This is a genomic window from Amycolatopsis tolypomycina (genome assembly GCF_900105945.1).
GTDB classification, from domain to species: domain Bacteria; phylum Actinomycetota; class Actinomycetes; order Mycobacteriales; family Pseudonocardiaceae; genus Amycolatopsis; species Amycolatopsis tolypomycina.
In genome coordinates this window covers 3567265-3587326 of record NZ_FNSO01000004.1, presented here as the reverse complement: position 1 = coordinate 3587326, position 20062 = coordinate 3567265, and the positions used below count along the sequence as shown (strand labels likewise).

General features: G+C 72.2%; 17 protein-coding genes. 8 read left to right on the top strand and 9 right to left on the bottom strand.

Annotated elements, in window-relative coordinates:
* Window positions 1-11: 11 nt before the first annotated feature.
* Window positions 12-950 (top strand): non-homologous end-joining DNA ligase, encoded by a 939-nt coding sequence (gene ligD / locus BLW76_RS26450; protein WP_091312051.1) that lies wholly within the window; start codon window positions 12-14, stop codon window positions 948-950.
* A gap of 36 nt (window positions 951-986) precedes the next feature.
* On the opposite strand, the gene BLW76_RS26445 is transcribed toward ligD, so the two are convergent.
* Window positions 987-2183 carry a thiolase family protein gene (locus BLW76_RS26445; protein WP_091312048.1) on the bottom strand — a complete coding sequence of 399 codons (1197 nt, stop codon included), beginning with the start codon at window positions 2181-2183 and terminating at the stop codon, window positions 987-989.
* Between the two features lie 132 nt (window positions 2184-2315).
* Between BLW76_RS26445 and BLW76_RS26440 the strand changes: the two genes are divergently transcribed.
* The 4 genes from BLW76_RS26440 (at window position 2316) to BLW76_RS26425 (ending at window position 9760) form a co-directional block, all read left to right on the top strand.
* The gene (locus BLW76_RS26440; protein ID WP_091312047.1) at window positions 2316-2756 is read left to right on the top strand and encodes a winged helix-turn-helix transcriptional regulator; all 441 of its coding nucleotides are present in this window, start codon (window positions 2316-2318) and stop codon (window positions 2754-2756) included.
* Window positions 2757-2949: 193 nt separating this feature from the next.
* Window positions 2950-6537, top strand: coding sequence for a discoidin domain-containing protein (locus BLW76_RS26435; protein WP_091312044.1), 3588 nt, complete (start codon window positions 2950-2952; stop codon window positions 6535-6537).
* 57 nt (window positions 6538-6594) lie between these two features.
* Entirely contained in the window at window positions 6595-7359 is a 765-nt protein-coding gene (locus BLW76_RS26430; protein WP_208613388.1) for an SDR family oxidoreductase, read from the top strand.
* A 97-nt stretch (window positions 7360-7456) separates the two neighbouring features.
* Complete coding sequence (locus BLW76_RS26425) at window positions 7457-9760, top strand: glycosyl hydrolase family 95 catalytic domain-containing protein (protein WP_091312041.1); 2304 nt, start codon at window positions 7457-7459, stop codon at window positions 9758-9760.
* A gap of 6 nt (window positions 9761-9766) precedes the next feature.
* Here the strand turns inward: BLW76_RS26425 and BLW76_RS48750 are convergent, their stop codons facing one another.
* Window positions 9767-9928, bottom strand: a complete 162-nt coding sequence (locus BLW76_RS48750) for a hypothetical protein (protein ID WP_167384745.1) — start codon at window positions 9926-9928, stop codon at window positions 9767-9769.
* 109 nt (window positions 9929-10037) lie between these two features.
* Here BLW76_RS48750 and BLW76_RS26420 point away from each other — a divergent pair, with 109 nt between their 5' ends.
* Both BLW76_RS26420 and BLW76_RS26415 read left to right on the top strand, forming a co-directional pair.
* A complete protein-coding gene (locus BLW76_RS26420; protein WP_208613387.1) occupies window positions 10038-10793 on the top strand; it encodes an HpcH/HpaI aldolase/citrate lyase family protein in 756 nt (251 codons plus the stop codon).
* 4 nt (window positions 10794-10797) lie between these two features.
* Window positions 10798-11247, top strand: a complete 450-nt coding sequence (locus BLW76_RS26415) for a GNAT family N-acetyltransferase (protein WP_091319903.1) — start codon at window positions 10798-10800, stop codon at window positions 11245-11247.
* On the opposite strand, the gene BLW76_RS26410 is transcribed toward BLW76_RS26415, so the two are convergent.
* A complete protein-coding gene (locus tag BLW76_RS26410; RefSeq protein ID WP_091312037.1) occupies window positions 11232-12419 on the bottom strand; it encodes a CaiB/BaiF CoA transferase family protein in 1188 nt (395 codons plus the stop codon). The two genes, BLW76_RS26415 and BLW76_RS26410, sit on opposite strands and share 16 nt — an antisense overlap.
* Window positions 12420-12551: 132 nt before the next feature.
* Here BLW76_RS26410 and BLW76_RS26405 point away from each other — a divergent pair, with 132 nt between their 5' ends.
* Window positions 12552-13409 carry a LacI family DNA-binding transcriptional regulator gene (locus BLW76_RS26405; protein WP_091312034.1) on the top strand — a complete coding sequence of 286 codons (858 nt, stop codon included), beginning with the start codon at window positions 12552-12554 and terminating at the stop codon, window positions 13407-13409.
* On the opposite strand, the gene BLW76_RS26400 is transcribed toward BLW76_RS26405, so the two are convergent.
* The 6 genes from BLW76_RS26400 to BLW76_RS26375 all read right to left on the bottom strand — a co-directional run bounded on the left by BLW76_RS26400 (window position 13388) and on the right by BLW76_RS26375 (window position 20062).
* Window positions 13388-13996, bottom strand: coding sequence for an HAD family acid phosphatase (locus BLW76_RS26400; protein WP_091312031.1), 609 nt, complete (start codon window positions 13994-13996; stop codon window positions 13388-13390). The two genes, BLW76_RS26405 and BLW76_RS26400, sit on opposite strands and share 22 nt — an antisense overlap.
* A gap of 349 nt (window positions 13997-14345) precedes the next feature.
* Window positions 14346-15587, bottom strand: a complete 1242-nt coding sequence (locus BLW76_RS26395; RefSeq protein ID WP_091312029.1) for an MFS transporter — start codon at window positions 15585-15587, stop codon at window positions 14346-14348.
* Window positions 15584-16885: an ATP-grasp domain-containing protein gene (locus tag BLW76_RS26390; RefSeq protein ID WP_091312027.1), complete on the bottom strand. Its 1302-nt coding sequence runs from the start codon at window positions 16883-16885 to the stop codon at window positions 15584-15586. Before BLW76_RS26390 ends, BLW76_RS26395 begins: the two co-directional genes overlap by 4 nt.
* A complete protein-coding gene (locus BLW76_RS26385; protein ID WP_167384744.1) occupies window positions 16876-17142 on the bottom strand; it encodes a phosphopantetheine-binding protein in 267 nt (88 codons plus the stop codon). The genes BLW76_RS26390 and BLW76_RS26385 overlap by 10 nt, the downstream gene beginning before the upstream one ends.
* Window positions 17139-18275, bottom strand: coding sequence for a branched-chain amino acid aminotransferase (locus tag BLW76_RS26380; RefSeq protein ID WP_091312021.1), 1137 nt, complete (start codon window positions 18273-18275; stop codon window positions 17139-17141). Before BLW76_RS26380 ends, BLW76_RS26385 begins: the two co-directional genes overlap by 4 nt.
* Complete coding sequence (locus tag BLW76_RS26375) at window positions 18272-20062, bottom strand: condensation domain-containing protein (RefSeq protein WP_167384743.1); 1791 nt, start codon at window positions 20060-20062, stop codon at window positions 18272-18274. Before BLW76_RS26375 ends, BLW76_RS26380 begins: the two co-directional genes overlap by 4 nt.

Below are 20062 nucleotides of genomic sequence, written 5' to 3'. Positions count from 1 at the left end.
GCGTCTGACCCATGGCAGGCAAGGCTGTTGAGCTCGAAGTCGGCCCGCACACCGTGCGGATCTCCAACCCGGACCGCGTCTACTTCCCGGCCCGCGGCGAAACCAAGCTCGACCTGGTCAACTACTACCTCTCGGTGGGCGACGGCATCGTCAACGCCCTGCGCGAACGCCCCTGCATGCTGCACCGCTTCCCGTCCGGTGTGGCGGGGGAGAAGGTGCACCAGAAACGGGTCCCGAACGGCGCGCCGCCGTGGCTGGAGACCGTGCGGGTCACCTTTCCGCGCTACAACCGGCACGCCGACGAACTGTGCGTCACCGAACTCGCGCACGTCGCCTGGGCCGTGCAGATGTCCACTGTGGAGTTCCACCCGTGGAACTCGCGGCGGGCCGACACCGAGAAGCCCGACGAGTGGCGGATCGACCTCGACCCGATGCCCGAGTGCGGGTACGACCGGGTTCGGCGGGTCGCGCACGTCGTCCACGAGATCCTCGACGAGCTCGGCGCGGTCGGGTGGCCGAAGACCTCCGGGGGACGTGGCCTGCACGTCTACGTCCGGATCGAGCCTCGGTGGGGCTTCCCCGACGTGCGCCGGGCCGCGCTGGCGTTCGCTCACGAGGTCGAACGGCGGGCTCCGGACGACGTCACGACCACCTGGTGGCGGAAGGACCGCGATCCGCGGCTGCTGTTCGTCGACTACAACCAGAACGCTCGGGACCACACGATTGCCAGCGCCTACTCGGTCCGGGGGAATCCGGAAGGGACGGTGTCGACGCCGATCCTCTGGTCGGAAATCGATGATGCCGAGCCTGGGGATTTCACCATCGCCACCGTCCCTGGGCGGTTTGCCGAGGTGGGGGATCTGCATGCCGGGATCGACGACGCTGTGTTCTCGCTCGAGCCGTTGCTGGAGTGGGCCGAGCGGGACGGGGTCGAGGAGCCGCCTGAGTGATGCTGCTGTCCGCAACCCCGAAGCCCGATTGTCCGGTCAGTCCAGGCGCTCGATGATCGTGGCGTTGGCGAGGCCGCCCGCTTCGCACATCGTCTGGAGGCCGTAGCGGCCGCCCGTCTGCTCCAGGACCGACAGCAGCGTCGTCGCCAGCCTGGCTCCGCTGCCGCCCAGGGGGTGGCCGAGGGCGATGGCGCCGCCGTTGATGTTGACCTTCGCCGGGTCTGCGCCGATCTCCCGCTGCCAGGCCAGTACGACGCTGGCGAACGCCTCGTTGACCTCGAACGCGTCGATGTCCGACACCTCCAGGCCCGCCCGCGCCAGGACCTTGCGGGTTGCCGGGATGACGCCCGTCAGCATCAGGAGGGGGTCGTCGCCCGCGACGGCGAAACTGTGGATGCGGGCTCGTGGCCTGAGGCCCAGTGCGGTGGCCGTTTCGCTGCTGGTGATCAGGAGCGCCGCGGCGCCGTCGTTGATCGGTGACGAGTTGCCCGCCGTGGTGTGCCAGCCGAGGCCGGGGAAGCGGTGCTCCCAGATGTCGGCGCGGAACGCCGGCTTCAGCCCGGCCAGGATCTCCGGGGTGGTGCCGGGGCGCACCGTCTCGTCGGTGGTGACGTCGGCGAGCACGCCGTCGGGGCCGGGGGCCTTGAGCGGTGCCACTTCGCCGGTGAACTTGCCGTCGGCCCACGCCTTCGCCGCGCGCTGGTGGCTTTCCGCGGCGAACTCGTCCAGCTGCGCTCGGGTGAAGCCCCACTTCGCGGCGATCAGCTCCGCGCTGATGCCCTGCGGCACCAGCCCGTCGGGGTAGCGGGCGGCGACCTGCGGGCCGAACGGGTCGCGCCCGGCCACCTGGCTGCCCATCGGCACCCGGCTCATCGACTCGACGCCGGAGGCGATGACGACGTCGTACGCGCCGGCGATGACACCCTGCGCGGCGAAGTGGACGGCCTGCTGGCTGCTGCCGCACTGGCGGTCGACCGTCACCGCGGGCACCGACTCCGGCAGCCCGGCGGCCAGCGCCGCCCAGCGAGCGGTGTTCATGCTCTGCTCGCCGATCTGGCCGACCGCGCCGCTGATGACGTCGTCGATCCGGGCCGGGTCGAGGCCGGTGCGCTCGACGAGCGAACGCAGGGCGTGGGCGTGCAGGTCGACCGGGTGCACCCCGGCCAGGCTGCCGTTCGGCTTGCCCTTGCCGATCGGGGTCCGTACCGCGTCGACGATCACCGCGTCCGTCATGGCGTCTGCCTCCTCGCAGATCGGGGATGTCTTCGGTATACGCCCGCCGAGTTGGATTTCACAACTCACTTGTTCGCCAGGTCACATGGTGCTGACGTGCTAGGTTGGATTTTCAACCCCGTGGAGGTGGCGATGGTCCGGCGTGGTCGCGAATGCTCGGTCGCCGAGGCGCTCGAGGTCGTCGGCGAGCGGTGGAGCCTGCTGGCACTGCGCGAGATCATGCTGGGGGAGCGGCGGTTCAACCAGATCGCCGAGAACACCGGGGCCAGCCGGGACATCCTGGCCGCGCGGCTGCGCAAGCTCGTCGACGCGGGCGTGCTCGAGAAGGTCCAGTACGACGCTCACCCGCCACGTCACGAGTACCACCCGACCGAAGCCGGCCGCGCGCTGCAGCCGATCCTGCTCGGCCTGATGGCCTGGGGCGACAAGTACGTCCACCAGGGCGAACCGCCGACCCTCTGGCGTCACGCCTGCGGTGAAGTCCTCGAGCCGGCCACGGTCTGTGCGCACTGCGGCGAGCCGGCGAACGCGCCGAGCCTCCGCCCGATCCGGCTGGGGGCCGTGCACGCCTGACCGGAGCCACCCAGGCCTCCTCGCATCCCGCGAGGAGGCCTTTTTGCTGCGCGGGCGTTGACTTGAGACCCACGTCACTGTAACTCTTGAACGAATCAGTGCAAGAACCTGACAGAAGGCCGACAGATCGAGGCAGTAGTCAGGAAGAACCCGCTCCGAATCGTCTCCCTCCTCCCCGGACCAGAGGACCTCCATGAGAACGAAGCGAGTGCTGTCACCCGCGGCCACCTTCGCCGCCCTGTCCCTGCTCCTGGCCACGCCCGCCGCACCGGCGAGCGCGGCCCCGGCCGTCGCCGCGACGGCCGTCCAGCCCGCCGTCCAAGCCGCCTCCGCGACCTACACCGCCAGCAGCCAGCTCGCCGGCTATCCCGTCTCGAACGTCGGCGACGGCAACCAGAACACCTACTGGGAAAGCACGAACAACCAGTTCCCGCAGTGGGTCCAGGCCGACCTCGGCGCGCCGACGGACGTCGCGCAGCTGGTGCTCAGGCTGCCGGCCGCGAACTGGGGCGCCCGCACCGAGACGTTCAGCGTCCAGGGCAGCACCGACGGGACCACCTTCACCGACCTGAAGCCCTCGGCCGGGTACGTGTTCGACCCGGCCAAGGCCAACACCGTCACCGTGGACGTCACCGGCAAGCCCCGGTTCGTGCGGCTGAACGTCACGGCGAACACCGGCTGGCCCGCCGCGCAGCTGGCGGAGTTCGAGGTGCACGGGCCCGCCGGCGGCGACACGCAGCCGCCGTCCGCGCCCGGCAACCTCGCCTACACCCAGCCCGCGAGCGGCCAGATCCGGCTGACCTGGTCGGCTTCGACGGACAACACCGGCGTCGCCGGCTACGACGTCTACGCGAACAACCAGCTGCGCGGCAGCGTCGCCGGGAACGTCCTGACCTACACCGACAGCCAGCCCGACGGCGCCACCGTCTCGTACTTCGTCCGCGCGAAGGACTCCGCGGGCAACCAGTCGGCGAACAGCGCCACCGTGACGCGCGCCGGCAGCCAGGCCGGGACGAACCTCGCGCTGGGGAAGGCGATCACGGCGTCCTCGACGGAGTGGACGTACGTGGCGGCCAACGCCAACGACGACTCCCTGGCCACTTATTGGGAAGGCGGCGGCGGGACCTACCCGAACCTGCTGACCGTCGCGCTGGGCGCCAACGCCGACCTGAACCAGGTCGTGGTCAAGCTCAATCCCGATCCGGCGTGGGGCCCGCGGACGCAGACGATTGCCGTCGAAGGCCGGGAGCAGAGCAGGTCGGCATTCACGACGCTGGTCCCGGCGCAGGCCTATAGCTTCAGCCCCGCGACCGGCAACACCGTGACGATCCCGCTCGGCGGCCGCGCCGCCGACGTCCGCCTGCGCGTCACCGCCAACTCCGGCGCGGGCGGCGGGCAGGTCGCGGAGTTCCAGGTCTTCGGCGTCCCCGCACCCAACCCTGACCTGACGATCTCGGGCGTGTCCTGGTCGCCGCAGAACCCCGTGGAGACCGACGCGATCACCGTGTCGGCGACCGCCCGCAACGCCGGGACGGCGGCCTCCGGCGCGACGAACGTGAACCTCTACCTCGGCACGACCAAGGTCGGCACGGCGAACGTCGGGGCGCTCGCCGCCGGCGCGTCGACGACCGTGTCGGCGAACATCGGCACCCGGGACGCGGGCAGCTACCCGCTCACGGCCAAGGTCGACGAGGGCAACGCCGTCATCGAGCAGAACGAGGCCAACAACGCCTACACCGGCTCGTCGGCACTGGTCGTGAGCCCCGTGTCCAGCTCCGACCTCGTCGCGGCGACGGCGTGGTCGCCGGGGAACCCGTCCGCGGGCAACACGGTCACCTTCACCACGATCCTGCGCAACCAGGGCACCGTGGCGAGCGCGGGCGGCACCCACGGAATCACGGTGACGATCACCGACCAGAACGGCTCCGTCGTCAAGACGCTGAGCAGTGGCTACACCGGAGCCATCGCTGCCGGCGCCACGGCGGCCCCGGTGACCGTCGGCACCTGGACCGCGGCCAACGGCCGGTACACGGTGAAGACGGTCGTGGCCGCCGACGCCAACGAGCTGCCTGTCAAGCAGGGCAACAACACGAGCACGCAGGCGCTGTTCGCCGGCCGGGGCGCGAACATGCCCTACGACACCTACGAAGCCGAGGACGGCGTCGTCGCGGGCGGCGCGGCCGTGGTCGGCCCGAACCGCACCATCGGCGACCTCGCGGGCGAAGCCTCGGGCCGCAAGGCCGTCACGCTGAACTCGACCGGCTCCTCGGTGGAGTTCACCACGCGGGCGGCGACCAACACCCTGGTCACCCGGTTCTCCATCCCGGACGCCGCGGGCGGCGGCGGCATCAACGCGACGCTGAACGTCTACGTCAACGGCACCTTCCTCAAGGCGATCGACCTGACCTCGCGCTACGCGTGGCTCTACGGCGCCGAAACCGGCCCGGGCAACTCGCCGGGCGCCGGGCCGCGGCACATCTACGACGAAGCCAGCACGCTGCTGGGCACCACCGTGCCCGCCGGCAGCCGGATCAAGCTGCAGAAGGACGCGGCGAACACGACGAACTACGCGATCGACTTCGTCAGCCTCGAGCAGGCGACCGCGGTCGCGAACCCCGACCCGGCGCACTTCGCGGTGCCCACCGGGTTCACCCAGCAGGACGTGCAGAACGCCCTCGACAAGGTCCGGCAGGACACCACCCTCACCGGCGTCTACCTGCCGGCCGGGACCTACGCGCTGTCGAGCAAGCTGAACGTCTACGGCAAGGCCGTCACGGTCACCGGCGCCGGGCCGTGGTTCACGAAGTTCGCCGCGCCCGCCGGGCAGGAGAACACCGACATCGGCATCGACGTCCAGGCGAGCGCGAACGGCTCGACGTTCCGCGGGTTCGCCGTGTTCGGCAACTACACGTCCCGGATCGACGGCCCCGGCAAGGTGTTCAACCTGACGAACGTCGCGAACCTGACGATCGACGACATCTGGGTCGAGCACCAGGTGGTGATGGTCTGGGGCACCAACGTGGACAACACCACGATCAAGAACTCCCGGATCCGCGACACCTTCGCCGACGGCGTCAACCTCACCAACGGCAGCACCGGCAACCACGTCACCAACATCGAGGCCCGCTCCACCGGAGACGACAGCTTCGCGCTGTTCGCCGCCACCGACCTCAACCCGGGCAACCAGTACGACAACGTGTACGAGAACCTCACCGCGCTCACCCCGTGGCGCGCGGCCGGGCTCGCGGTGTACGGCGGGTACAACAACACCTTCCGGAACCTCTACATCGCGGACACGCTGACGTACTCGGCGATCACGATCAGCTCGCTCGACTTCGGCTACCCGTTCCTCGGGTTCGGGCCGCAGCCGACGACGGTCCAGAACGCTTCCCTTGTCCGGGCCGGCGGCCACTTCTGGGGCCAGCAGACGTTCCCGGCGATCTGGCTGTTCTCCGCGTCCAAGGAGTTCCGCGGCATCCGGGTGTCCGATGTGGACATCCAGAGCCCGACCTACAGCGGCATCATGTTCCAGACCAAGTACAACGGCGGGCCGGAACACCCGGTCGAGGACACCGTGCTGACGAACGTGTCGATCACCGGCGCGCACCGCAGCGGGGACGAGTTCGACGCCAAGTCCGGGATCGGGATCTGGGCCAACGAGCTGCCGGAACCGGGTCAGGGCCCGGCCGTCGGCTCGGCGACCTTCACCGGGCTCACCCTGGCCGACAACGCCGAGGACATCCGCAACCGCACCACCACGTTCACCATCAACCGCGGCTGAGCCAGGCCGCGCGGGCCCACCGGGAAACGTTTCCCGGCGGGCCCGCGCCGTGCCAGGATGGCGCCGGAGGTGGTCGACGTGCGGATCCTGGTCACCGGCGGCACCGGGCAGCTCGGCTCGGCGGTCGTGGCGCGGCTGCGGGCGGCGGGCGAGGAGGTCCGCGTGGTGAGCCGCCGGGCCGGACCGGACGTCGTCCGCGGCGACCTGCGGACCGGGCGGGGCATCGACAGCGCCGTCGCCGGGGTGGACGCGGTGGTCCACTGCGCCACCGACTACTTCGGCCGGGAGACGCAGCTCGCGCGCACCCTGATCGAAGCGGCGCGATGGGCGGGCACCCCGCACCTGGTGTACGTCTCGATCGTCGGCGTCGACCGCGTCCCGCTCGGCTACTACCGGGCCAAGCTCGAAACCGAGCAGCTCTTCGCCGACTCGGGCCTGCCGGCCACGATCCAGCGGGCGACCCAGTTCCACGGCCTGGTCCGCGGCATCATCGCCGGCGCGGCCCGGCTGCCGGTCGTGCCGGTACCGCGGATCTCCTTCCAGCCGGTCGACGTCCGCGACGTCGCCCGCCGTCTCGCCGAGCTGGCGACGGCCGACCCGGCCGGCCGGGCGCCCGACTTCGGCGGCCCGGAGATCCTCACCGCCGCCGAGCTGGCCGAGGCGGTGGGCGAGGCCACCGGGCGGCACCGGCGGATCGTGCCGCTCAAGGTGCCGGGGGAGACGTTCCGGGCCTACGCCGGCGGCGGGCACCTGGCTCCCGAGCACCGCGACGGCGAGATCACCTTCCGCGAGTACCTCGCCGAGCGAGCCGATCACGGGTAACCGGTCCATCCCGAAGAATCTTGACCACTGGACCGGATAGGTCATATGTTTGGCGGGCTTCGTGGCCGTTTTCCGCCCAACGCCGAACGGATGACCCATGCCAGGACTGCCTCTCCCGCCGTCGCGGCGGACCTTCCTCAAGCTCGGTGGCGCGGTCGGCGCCGGCGTTGCGCTGGGTGGCCTGCATCCCTTTGCTGCCAACGCCGAGGTGATCCGACCAGTGGGTGAGGAGCTCGTCCCCGACGCGCGGTCGACCACGCTGTGGTACCCGGCTCCCGCGGCCGAGAACAAGATCATCGAGCAGGGCCTGCCGATCGGCAATGGTCGGATCGGTGCCCTCGTCGGCGGCGACCCGGCCGCCGACTTCCTCTACCTCGCCGACGCGTCCCTGTGGACCGGCGGCGCCAACGACGTCCTCCAGGACGACGGCCAGTTCCCCTACGAGACCGAGAAGTTCGGCACGCTCGGCCTGCTCGCGAAGCTGCGGATCGCGGTGCCGGCGCACACCGGCGTGACGGACTACCGGCGCACGCTCGACCTGAGCAACGGCCTGGTGGTGATCACCTACCGGCACCAGGGCGTGCAGTACCGGCGTGAGTACTTCGCGAGCCACCCCGACGACGTCGTGGTGATCCGGTTCAGCGGCGGACCCGTCACCGGCTCGGTGACGCTGGAGCCGACCCGGGGCGAGGCCATGTCCGGCGCGACGGCGTTCACCGGCACGTTCGCCAACGGCCTGCAGTACGCGTGCACGGTGGCCGGCGGGACCACGTTCAGCGGCAGCGAGGTCGTCGTCGTGCTCAGCGGCGGCACGAACTACGTCCCCGACGCGGCGCGGAAGTTCCTCGACGCGTCCCTCGACCCGCTCGCACTGGCGAACCGCAAGGCGGCGGCCGCGCTCGCCGTGGGCGGATGTGTCCTGCGGGCGACGCACGTCGCCGACTACCGGCGGCTGTACGACCGGATGAGTGTGGACCTCGGTCCGTCGCCGGCGGCGAAGCGGGCCCTGGACACGTGGTCGCGGCTGGTGGCCCGGCACGACGAGCCGGGCGTGGCCGACCCCGAGCTGGAGGCGAGCTACCTGCAGTTCGGGCGGTACCTGACGATCACCGGCTCCCGCGACGGCCTGCCGATGGGCCTGCAGGGCCTGTGGCAGAACAACAACACGCCGGACTGGATGAGCGACTACCACACCGACATCAACGTCCAGATGAACTACTGGCTCGCCGACCGCGCGGCGCTGCCCGAGAGCTTCACTGCCCTGGCCGATTACTGCCTCGCGCAGCTTCCCGTGTGGACGGACAGCACGAAACGGCTGTTCAACGACCCGCGCAACAGGTTCCGGAACACGAGCGGGAAGGTCGCCGGCTGGGCGGTCGCGTTCTCGACGAACATCTACGGCGGCTCCGGCTGGTGGTGGCACCCGGGCGGCAACGCGTGGCTGTGCAACTCGCTCTGGGAGCACTACGCCTTCACCCAGGACAAGGCGTACCTCGCGCGGATCTACCCGCTGCTGAAGGGGGCGGTCGAGTTCTGGGAGGCGCGGCTGGTCCCCACGACCGTCGACGGCCGCGAAGTGCTCGTCGACGACCACGACTGGTCACCCGAGCACGGCCCGCAGGACGCCCGCGGGATCACCTACGCCCAGGAGATCGTCTGGGACCTGTTCGAGCACTACCGCGAAGCCGTCGCGGTGCTGGGCCGCGACCGCGCCCACGGCGACCGGATCGGCGGGCTGCAGAAGAAGCTCTACCTGCCGAAGGTGAGCCCCACGACCGGCTGGCTCGAGGAGTGGATGTCGCCGGACAACCTCGGCGAGACCACGCACCGGCACCTGTCCCCGCTGATCGGCTTCTTCCCGGGCGACCGCATCGCCGCCGACACGGCACCGCGTGAGCTGCTCGACGGCGTCCGGGCGCTGCTGGTCGCGCGCGGGATGGACAGTTACGGCTGGGCGACCGCGTGGCGTTCGGCGTGCTGGGCGCGGCTGAAGGACGCCGACCGCGCGTACCAGCTGCTGCTCACGGTGCTGCGGCCGTCGGTGAACAACGGCAACGGCACCGCGCCCAACTTCTTCGACATGTACAGCCAGGGCAGCTACGCGATCTTCCAGATCGACGCCAACCTCGGCGCCCCCACCGCGATGCTCGAAATGCTGCTCCACGCGCGGCCGGGGGTGCTGGAGCTGCTGCCCGCGCTGCCTTCGGCGTGGGCGGCGTCGGGCCGGGTGACGGGGATCGGCGCCCGTGGCGGGTTCACGGTCGACCTCTCCTGGCGCGACGGGAAGGTCACACAGGCGGTGATCCGCAGCGTCGGCGGCACCCGGACCGAGGTGCGGGCCGGGACGTGGCGGCGCACCGTGACCCTGCGGCCAGGAGCGTCGGTCACGGTCCGGCCATGACCGCCGTCACGGGTGGGGCACGCCGACGCGGCGGGGCGGGAACAACGCGGTCCACAGTGCCTTCCACGACTTGGCCGGCGGCCGTTCCCGCACCACCGGCAGCGGACGCGGCCCGGCGCGGTACTCCATTTCCACCCGCACCCAGTCGTGGATCCAGTCGCCTCGCATGGCGGCTCCTTTCGTCGTGGAGCCCACGCTCGTCCTGAGGGGCGGGCGACCGCATCGGGTGATCACGCAGTCCGGCGACGGCCGGCCCCTTACCCGCTATCGTGGCCGGGTGGCCGCGACGACGTTCCTGTTCGTGCCCGGTGACCGGCCCGATCGCTTCGGCAAGGGGCTGACCAGCGGCGCCGACGTCGTGATCCTCGACCTCGAGGACGCCGTCGCCCCGGCGGGTAAGGGCTCCGCGCGCGCCGCGGTGAGGGAGTGGCTCGCGGGGCACCGGGCGATGGTGCGGATCAACGCGCCGGGCACGCCGTGGTTCGCCGCGGACGCCGAGCTGGTGGCCGCGCGGGGCGTCCCGGTGATGGTGCCGAAGGCGGAGGCACCGGGGGTGCTCGCCGGGTTCGGCGAGGTGGTCGCCCTCGTGGAGACCGCGCGCGGGGTGGAGGCGGCCGGCGAGCTGGCCGCCGTGCCGTCGGTGACGCGGCTGGCGTTCGGCAGCGTCGACCTGGCGGCCGAACTCGGCGTCGCCCCGGAGGACCGGGAGCCGTTCGCCTACGCACGTTCGCGGCTGGTGATCGCTTCGGCGGCGGCCGGGCTGCCCCCACCGGTGGACGGCGTCACGACGACGTTGGCCGACGACGCCCAGCTGGCCTCGGACGTCGGTTACGCGCGCCGCATGGGCTTCGGCGGCAAGCTGTGCATCCACCCGCGGCAGCTGGCCGCGGTCCAGGCCGGCTTCGCGCCGACGGAGGCGGAACGCGACTGGGCCCGCCGGGTCCTCGCGGCGGGAGCCGGGGTGTCCGTTGTGGACGGCCGGATGGTGGACAGGCCGGTGCTCGCCCGGGCGCGGCACATCCTGGGGGAGTGACGTGGTGTCGCCCCGGATCGGGCTGCGCCGGCTCCGGCCGGGCGACAGCGAGTTCTGCTTCCGGCTGCACCGCCGCGCGCTCGGCGAGTACGTCGACGCGGTCTGGGGCTGGGATGACCCGGCGCAGCGCGCCTACCACGAGCGGAACTTCGACGCGGCGCACACCCAGGTCATCACGGTCGACGGCCACGACGCCGGAGCGCTGACCGTCCTGAACGGCGACACCGAAGTGGTCCTCGGCCTGATCGAGATCGACCCGGTGTACCAAGGCCGCGGCATCGGCGGGCACGTCGTGCGGGCGCTGGTCGCCGAAGCGGTGTCGCGCGGCCAGGACGTGGTGCTCGAAGTTCTCGCCGTCAACGTGCGCGCGAAGGCGTTCTACGAACGACTGGGCTTCGTCGAGACCGGCCGTCCGCGCGAGCACAAGATCGCACTGCGCTACACCGCGCCCTGACGCCGCAGCGCCGCCGGGTCGAAGCCGAACTCCGTCAGGACCGCGTCGGTGTGCTCGCCCAGTGCCGGGACCGGGTCCATCCGGGGTGCCCGGCCCGGGAGCGTGATCGGCGGCAGGGTGGCGCGGATCGGCCCGGCGGGCGTCGCCACGTCCGCGAAGCGGTCGCGGGCGGTGAGCTGGGGGTGGGCCAGGACGTCCGGCAGGTCGCGGCGGCGGGCGTGCGCGATCCGGCCCGCGCTCAGCCGTGCCTCCAGCTCGGCGCCCGTGAGCTTCGTGAAGATCGCGCCGATCTCGGCTTCGAGCGTGGTCCGGTTCGCCACGCGGGCACTGCCGGTCGCGAACCGGGTGTCGGTGACCCAGTCCGGCCGTGCCACCGCGTGCTTGCAGAACGCCGCCCACTCGCGCTCGTTCTGCACCGCCAGGACCACCTCCGTCCCGTCGCCCGCGGCGAAGGTGCCGTACGGCGCGATCGCGGCGTGGCTGGTGCCCGTCCGCGGCGGCGGTGTCCCGCCGTAACCGGCGTAATAGAGCGGAAAGCCCATCCACTCGACCAGCGAATCGAACAGGCTGATCTCCAGCTCGGTGCCCTGCCCGGTGCGCTCGCGGTCGTACAGCGCGGACAGGATGCCGGAGAAGGCGTACATTCCGGCGCCGATGTCCGCGGCGGGAATGCCGCTCTTGGCCGGTTCCGCTGCCGACCCGGTCACCGAAACCAGCCCGGCTTCGGACTGGATGAGCAGGTCGTACGCCTTCGCGTCGCGGTACGGGCCGGTCGAGCCGTACCCCGACACCGAGCACGTGATCAGGCGCGGCCGGGTGGCGCGCACGGCCGCCGCGCCCAGGCCGAGCCGCTCGGCGACGCCCGGCGCGAAGTTCTGCACGAACACGTCCGCGCGGTCCAGCAGGGCGGCCATCACCCCGGGGGCGGCGTCGCTCTTGAGGTCGAGCGTGACGCTCTCCTTCGACCGGTTCAGCCAGACGAAGTGGCTCGACTGGCCGTGCACGGTTTCGTCGTAGGCGCGGGCGAAGTCGCCGGTGCCCGGCCGCTCGATCTTGAGGACGCGGGCGCCGAGGTCGGCCAGGTGCCGGGTGGCCAGCGGCGCGGCGACCGCCTGTTCGCAGGACACGACGGTGACGCCGGCAAGGGGCAGCTCGAGGGGCAGGGAGCGCATGGCCGCATCCTGCCACCGGCCGCCGGTAAGGCCGGGCCGGATCCGCGGGAGTTTCGGGCAAAACCGTTGACGCGTCTCGAAGCGGCCTTGCACTCTGCATCGATCAGCTGACCCCGGCGAGCGAGGTACCCGATGGGCAGGGTCCGGCAGACCGACATCGCGCGTGTGGCCGGGGTTTCGCAGGCGACGGTGTCGGTCGTGCTGGGCGGCAACCGCACCGGGGTGCGGCTGGCGGAGTCGACGCGGCTGCGGGTGCTGGAAGCCGCGGAGCAGCTCGGGTACGCCGATCCGCTGGCGAAACGGCGGGCCTGTCACGACCTCTTCGGGATCTGCGCCGCCACGCCGGCGTTCGAGGCGCACCAGCCGATCCTGGCCGGCATCGAAGCCGAGGCGGCGGCGCTCGGCAAGGACCTGATCATGTTCACCGCGTCCGGCCGCACCCGGCTCGCCGACGGCTGCCTGTTCCTCGGCGCCCCCGTCCCCGCGGAGCTGGTCGCCGCCGGGTTCCCGATCGTCTCCATCGGACACTGGCCGGAACTCGGCGACGGCGTTCCCTGCGTGGCCGCGGACTACGCGTCGGCTTCGGCCGAAGTGTTCGCCCGGCTGCGGCGGGCGGGGCACCGGCGGATCCGGCACCTGCGCGAACCGGCCGGGCACCTCGACGCGGCGGTGGTCCGCGGCTGGCTCGACGAGGGTGTGACGGCGCTGGTGGCCGACGAGGCGGCGTTCGCCGTGGCGCACCGGGCCGTGCTCGCCGCGGGGGTCGAGGTGCCCGGCGACCTCTCCTTGGCGGTGCTCGGCCGGCCGCCGTCCGGGACGCCGGGCCCGGAGATCAGCGGTTTCGAGGTGCCGCGGCGCGCACTCGGCCGCGAGGCGGTGCGGCTGCTGGCGTCCGTCGTGGCCACGGGGGCAGGCGAGCACCGGCTGCTCACCTGCCCGCCGGTGGCCGGGGCGACGATCGCGTCGCTTCAGGACAGCGCGCCGCCGTAGTCGGGCAGCTTGAAGGTCCGCTCGGCGTGCCCGCCGTCGAGGTCGGTCACGTTGTTGCCGATGTTCGCGACGATCGTGTAGCCGGCCTGTTCGATGGCGATCCGGGCCTTGGTCTTGTTGGTCTGCACCGGGTCGAAGTTGAAGAGGGGACGCAGGGAGAGCCCGTCGTTCGGGTACCCGACGGCCTTCAGGTTCCCTTCGGTCGGCCACCGGAGGACTTCGGTGCGATCGCTGACGAACAGGACGGCGGCGCCCTTGGCCTTGGCGAGCTTGGCGAGCGCCAGGACCGGCTTGAGCGCCGGGGTGGTGAACGCGGGGTTGTAGTAGCTCTCCAGGCTGGTGTTGTCGATGTCGAGCACGATCGCGTTCCGGCCACCGGGGACGGCGAGCCGCTGTTCGAGGTAGGCGGCGGCCGGCGTGGTCACCGCGGTGACGTCGGCGATCCAGGTGGCATAGCTCGGCGCGGCGGCCTGCACGGCGGCCGGCGTGGCGACGGGCCGGGCGTCGGCGGTGCCGGCGCTCCCGAGCAGCAGCAGGACGGCGGAAGCGGTGCCGGCCACGGCGAGGCGGGCTTTCGAGGGTGACATGGCTGACAGTCCACCAGCCGGCCACGGGGAAAGATACCGACGAGTAGCCGAATTTGTTTCATGTTCATCGGGGGTCGGGAAACCGGGGCGCGCCGAGGCCTCGGTCCGGCCGGGAGGCGCTCGGGCCGGGGAGAAGTGAGCCGCCGCGGCCCGGGAGAGCAAGCCGCCCGTCAGCTCCGTGCGCGACCGCCGGTCGGCACCCTGGCCGGGCGGTCGCCACCGGACCGGCCGGGCCGTCGCCGGTGGGGAGCCGCGATCCGGCAGGCCGTGCGGCACCGCGGCGGAGACCGTCGGCCGGCCGCGGCTGACCGGCGAACAGCGGGAAGCGATGGCTCGGGTCACCACCGGATCATGCGGGTGTTCCGCCCGTCGTCCGCGGAGGTGCCGCCTCGTCGGGCGCCCAGCGGTGCAGCAGGCGGGTGGCCACGCCGACCGGCAGGAGCCCGATGACCGCCAGCGCCGGCCATCCCGCGCTGCTCGACACCAGCGCCGTGACCAGGAGCGGTCCGACGACCATCTGGACGTCCAGTCCCAAGCCGAACACGGACTGGTACTCGCCGACCCGGCGCTCGTCGGCGAGGGCGAACGAGAGGCCCCACGCCCCCGCGGTCTGCGTGATCTCGCTGATCGTCAGCAGGACGACGGCGGCCGCGAGCAACGTCCAGGACAGCGGGGTCAGCTCGCCCCCGGTGAACATCAGCAGCGCACACGCGCAGGCCATCGCGATGGTGCCGCGCCACTGGGTGCGGGCCGCGCCCCGCACGGTGCCGGTGCCCCGGCTGAGCCGTATCTGGAGCACCACGACCAGCAGGCAGTTGACCGTCAGGATCGACGGCACCACCCAGCCGGGGGCGTTCGTGTGGTGCAGCAGCCACAAGGGCAGGCCGATGAGCAGCGCGGAGTTGTGCAGCGAGCCGAACATGTTCGCGATGGTGGCGACGAGGAACGGCCGGTCCCGCAGGGCGGCGAACCCGCGCCGGTGCTCCGCCTCGGCCGGATCGGCTCGGACGGCGGGCAGGCGCAGCGCGATCAGCACGCACGCGGCGAACATCGCGACGTTGACGAGCAGGAGCATCCGGAACGCGCCGGTTCCGCCGACGAACAGCGCACCCGCCGAGAAGAGGCTGCCGAGCGCGAACCCGGCGTTGAACGACACGTGAGCCGCTGCCCGTACCGCGACCCTGGAGGTGGGGAACAGCTTGGCGATCACCGCGGGGCGGACGGGGTTGAGCAGCCGCTGGCCCAGCACCACGAGCGAGGTGGTCACGAAGAAGCCGACGATCGACGGCGGCAGCAGGTAGCCGAGCATGAACAGCGCGATCGCGCCGTTCAGCAGGGCGAGCAACCCGCGCCGGTCCACGCGGTCGGCCAGCTTGCCGAACGGCAGGATCAGCGCGAGCCCGACGAAACTCGCGGTCGACAACGCGACGCTGATCTGGCCCGGGCTGCGCTGGAGCACCTGGGTGAAGAACACGATCTCCGAGGAGGCGAACGCGCCCGCGCCGAAGGCGTCCAGCCCGTACATGGCGACGATGCCGAGCCGAGCCGAATGGCGGGGCGTCGTCCCGGTCGTGTCGCCGGGCAGGTTCACGGCGCGATTTCGGCCGAGGGCACCGCGGTCGCGGCGGCGCTCGGCAGCTCGGTGCCGCGCAGCCACACCTCGGGCCCGTCCGCGGCGCGCAGGCGGAACCCGAACGTCAGGCAGGCCGCGACCTCCGCCAGCAACGCGTACATCCCGTCGTGGTCCCGGGCGGTGGCGTTCAACACGGACAGGTACTGGCTCTGCGGTCCGGGTGTCATCGGCGCGCCGGGTGCCAGCAACAGGCGGTACGCGAGGACGCCGTCGAGCGCGCGCACCTTTCCCATGCCCTCCACGCCCAGCAGTTGCACCGCGTCCCGTGGCCCGAGGTGGTAGAGCTGGAACACCAGCGGCAGGCCGTTGGGGAACTCGATCCCGGGCGGCTCACCGACCGCGACCCCGGCCGCCGTGACGAACAGGTTCGGCCCGCCGGAGTGCGTCGACAACTCGCTGACGAACCCGTCGAGGCGGCTGTTGACCTCGATCACCCGCGGCCCGTCCGGGGTCAGCTTCAGCTCCGTGCTGGTCAGGCCGTCGCGGGAGCCGAGCGCGCGCAGGGTGGCCTCGGTGACCTCCCGGGCCCGTTCCTGCGCGTGGTCGTCGAGGTGGCTCGGCCAGAACTGCCCCGTCTCGCGGAACGGCTCGGCCAGGGGGAACTTCGAGAGCACCGGCAGGTGGGTCATGACCCCGCCCACGGTGATGGTCTCCACCGAGCAGTAGTCGCCGTGGCGCCCCTGGTCCACGCCGATCAGCAGTTCTTCGAGCACCATCGTCGTCTCCGCGGGACCACCCGGGCCGGGTGCGAGCAGCCGGCCCGCCAACCGCGCGCCGGTCGCGGCGTCGTCGATCCGGTAGGTGTTGCGGCTCCCGCCGCCGTAGCACGGCTTCAACACGGCGGGCAGGCCGACGCGGGCCACTGCGCCTTCCCAGTCCTCAGGCCGGCGCAGCATCGCCGAGCGCACGGTGTCGACCCCGTGCTCGGCCAGTGTCCGGCGCTGAACGTCCTTGTCGGTCAGGGCGAGTGCCGTCGCGGGAGACTGGCCGCGAAGGCCGTGCCGGTGCGCGATTTCGGCGGTGACACGGGCGAGCAGGTCGGTGTAGCAGATCACGCCGTCGCAGCCGGAGGCGTCGGGCAGCTCGCCGAGCGGGTCGAAGAACACCGGTTCGAGAACCTGGCCGAGCATGGCGACGCCGGGATCGTCGCGGAACTCCTCGGGAACCGCGACGACGAGGTCCGCCACGGGCCGCAGGTTGCGCAGGAGCTCGACCGGCCCGAGCGCACCGGGGGCGTAGAGCAGCATCAGGCGCACGAGTCCGCCTTTCCGTTCAGCCGGGCGCGGACGGCGTCGATGAACTCGCCGAGCACGGGGTTCTCGAACAGATCACGCACCGACACCTCGACGCCGTAGGTGTCGTGGATGCGGTTGAGGACCTGCATCGCCGTCACGCTGTGCCCGCCGGACTCGAAGAAGTCCGACTCCTCGCCGACCGGGACGGCGAGGACCTCACCCCAGATCCGGGTGACGGTCGCGCCGACGTCGGCGGTGCTGTTCCTGGTCTCGGTCATGCCCTGTCCCTCACGTCGTCGATCCGGTGGAGCCATTTGCCGGGGGCCTGCTCCGCGCCGCGGTGGATGTCGGCGAGCAGCGCACCCAGCCGGGTGGCCACCGGCCCGGGGCGGCCGTCGCCCACCTGCCACGTCCGGTCGCGGCCGCGAACCTGCCCGACGGACGTGATCTGCGCGGCGGTGCCGCAGGCGAACACCTCGGTGATCCGGCCGGAGCGGCAGCCGTCCTGCCACTCGTCGACGCTGACCGGACGCTCGGCCACGGTCAGGCCGAGCCGGGGGGCGAGCTCGAGAACCGACTCCCTGGTGACCCCCGGCAGGATCGTGCCGGTCAGCGGCGGCGTGACCAGCCGGGCCGCGGTGCCCTCGCCCTCGACGAACAGCAGGTTCATCCCGCCGAGCTCCTCGACCCAGCGGCGTTCCAGTGCGTCGAGCCAGACCACCTGGTCACAGCCGTGTTCGGCGGCCTGTGCCTGCGCGCGATAGCCCGCCGCGTAGTTGCCCGCGTACTTGGCGGCCCCCACGCCGCCCGGCACGCTGCGCACGTAGTCCTCGCTCAGCCACACGTCGATCGCCCGCTTGGCACCGAAGAACATCTCGGTCACGAACGCCGTGAGCACGAACAGGTAGCGGCGGGCAGGCCGCAGCGCGAGATCGGCGTCGGCGGCGAGCAACAGCGGGCGCAGGTACAGGCTGCGGTCCCGGTCCGGTGGCACCCAGTCCGCATCCACCCGGATCAGGTGCTCGATGGCGTGGAGGAAGTCGCGCACGGGCAGGCGCGGCATCATGAGCCGGTCGGCGGAGCGCCGGAACCGCTCGCCGTAGCGGTCCGGCCGGAACACGCCGACGCACCCGTCGTCCAGCCGGTACGCCTTCAGCCCCTCGAAGACGATCTGGCCGTAGTGCAGGCCCACCGTCGCCGGGTCGAGCGGCAGCGGGGCCATCGGCTCGACCCGGCCGCCGTGCCACGCCGCGTCCGGGTCCCAGCGCAACGTGACCATGTGCTCGGTGAAAACGCGGCCGAAGGTCGCGTCCCGGCACCGTTCGGCACGGGCGCCGGCGTCGAGCCGGGCGGCGACCTCCCGGATCGTGAACCGCGTCGCATCGGCCGGCGTCGTGTTCGCGGCGGTCATCGGGTCGCACCCCCGTCGTCCTCGTGGCGGCTCTCCGGCGCGAGGCCGGTGAGCTGCTTCTCGGCTTGCTCGTCGGTCATCCCCAGCAGTCCCAGGACGAACTCCGCCTCCTCCGCCGCGGCCGTCCAGCCGCCGAGGGCGGCGGTCAGCTGCGCGGCCAGCAGGCGCGGCGTCGGCGCCCGGAACAGCGTGAACTCCGTGATGCCCGCGTCGTTCGCCAGCCCGAACAGCTCGCGCAGGTCCACGGCGATGCGTGCGGCGGCGAGGGAGTGGCCGCCCAGGGCCAGGAAGTCCGCGTCCGGGTCGGTCACCTCGGTGTGCAGGTGAGCGGTCCACACCGCCTGGACCGCACGGATCACGGCGGCACCGCCGTCGGGGGCGGCCGGAATGACCGGCGCGGCAGGTAGATCGGGTGTGGCGAGTGGCGCCGGTGCGGGCAGGGTGGCGGCCAGCTCCCCGGCCGCGGTGTCCGGAGTGGACAGTGCGGCGGACAGCAGTTCGACGAACTGGCTGGCCATCCGCTCGGCTGTCGTGTCGTCGTAGAGGGACACCGCGTAGGACAGTTCGAGGTCCGCGCCGTCCTGCGCCCGGTCGAGCACGCTCACCGTGAGGGCGAACGGCGAACGGCCGTTGTCCACCTGCTCGACCGGACCGATGTCCAGGTTCGCGAAGCCGTCGCCGGGCGTCCGGATGGGGGCGACCATGGCGAACAGCACCTGGAACAGCGGGCCGTAGCCACTGGTCCGGGGTGGGCGGACTTCGTCGACCACGGCCTCGAACGGAAGCCGTTGGTGGTCGAGCGCGTCGAACACGGACTCCCGGACGGTCCGGACCACCTGGGCGAACGACCGGTCACCGACCTCGGTCCGCATCACCACGATGTTCACGAAGTAGCCGACAAGCCGCTCGAACGCGCCCCGGTGCCGGGCGGACACCGGGGTGCCGACCACGATGTCGGCCAGTCCGGTGAGCCGGTGCAGCAGGACGGTCAGCACGGCGAGGTACACCGCGTACGGGGTGGTGCGCTCACGCCGGGCGAACTCGCGCACGGCCGCGACGACCGGCCCGGGCAGCGGGAGCGTGAAGATCCGGTTGGCCCACGACCGCTCCCCGCCCGGTTCCCGCGCCGACGCGGGGTCGCGGTCGGGCGGCGGCAGCACCACGGGCGGGACTGCGGAGAGCCGCTCGCGCCAGAACGCGGCCAGCGTGGCCCGGCCCGGTCCGGTGAGCAGCTCCCGCTCCGCGGCCACGGCGTCGGCGTAGCGCGCGTCGAGCACCTCGAGCCGCGGGTCCTCGCCGCGCACCCGGGCCGAGTAGGCGCGGCCGAGCTCGTCCAGCAGCACGTCGAGGGAGACACCGTCGAACACGATGTGGTGCACGACGATCAGCAGCTCGTGCCGGTCGTCGCCGAGGTGCAGCAGGCGCGCCCGCGCCAGGGGAGCGTGGTCGAGCGCGAAGCCGGCGGTGATGTCGGCGGCGCACCGCCGGGCCTTCTCCGCGGTCCGCTTCGCCGCGGGCAGCGGCCGCAGATCGTCGACCACCAGCGGCAGTTCGACGGCGTCCTCGCCGGCGACGACCGCGACCGGGCCGCTGTCGCCCTCGGCGAACCGGGTCCGCAGCGGCTCGTGCCGGGCGACCGCGACCGCGAACGACTCCCGCAGCGCACGCTCGTCGAGCTTGCCGCGCAACGGAATCCGCCAGGCCAGCGTGTGCACCGGGCCGCCGGGGCCGAGCCGTTCGAGGTGCCACAGGCTGCGCTGGGCCAGGGACAGTGGATGGGACGGCAC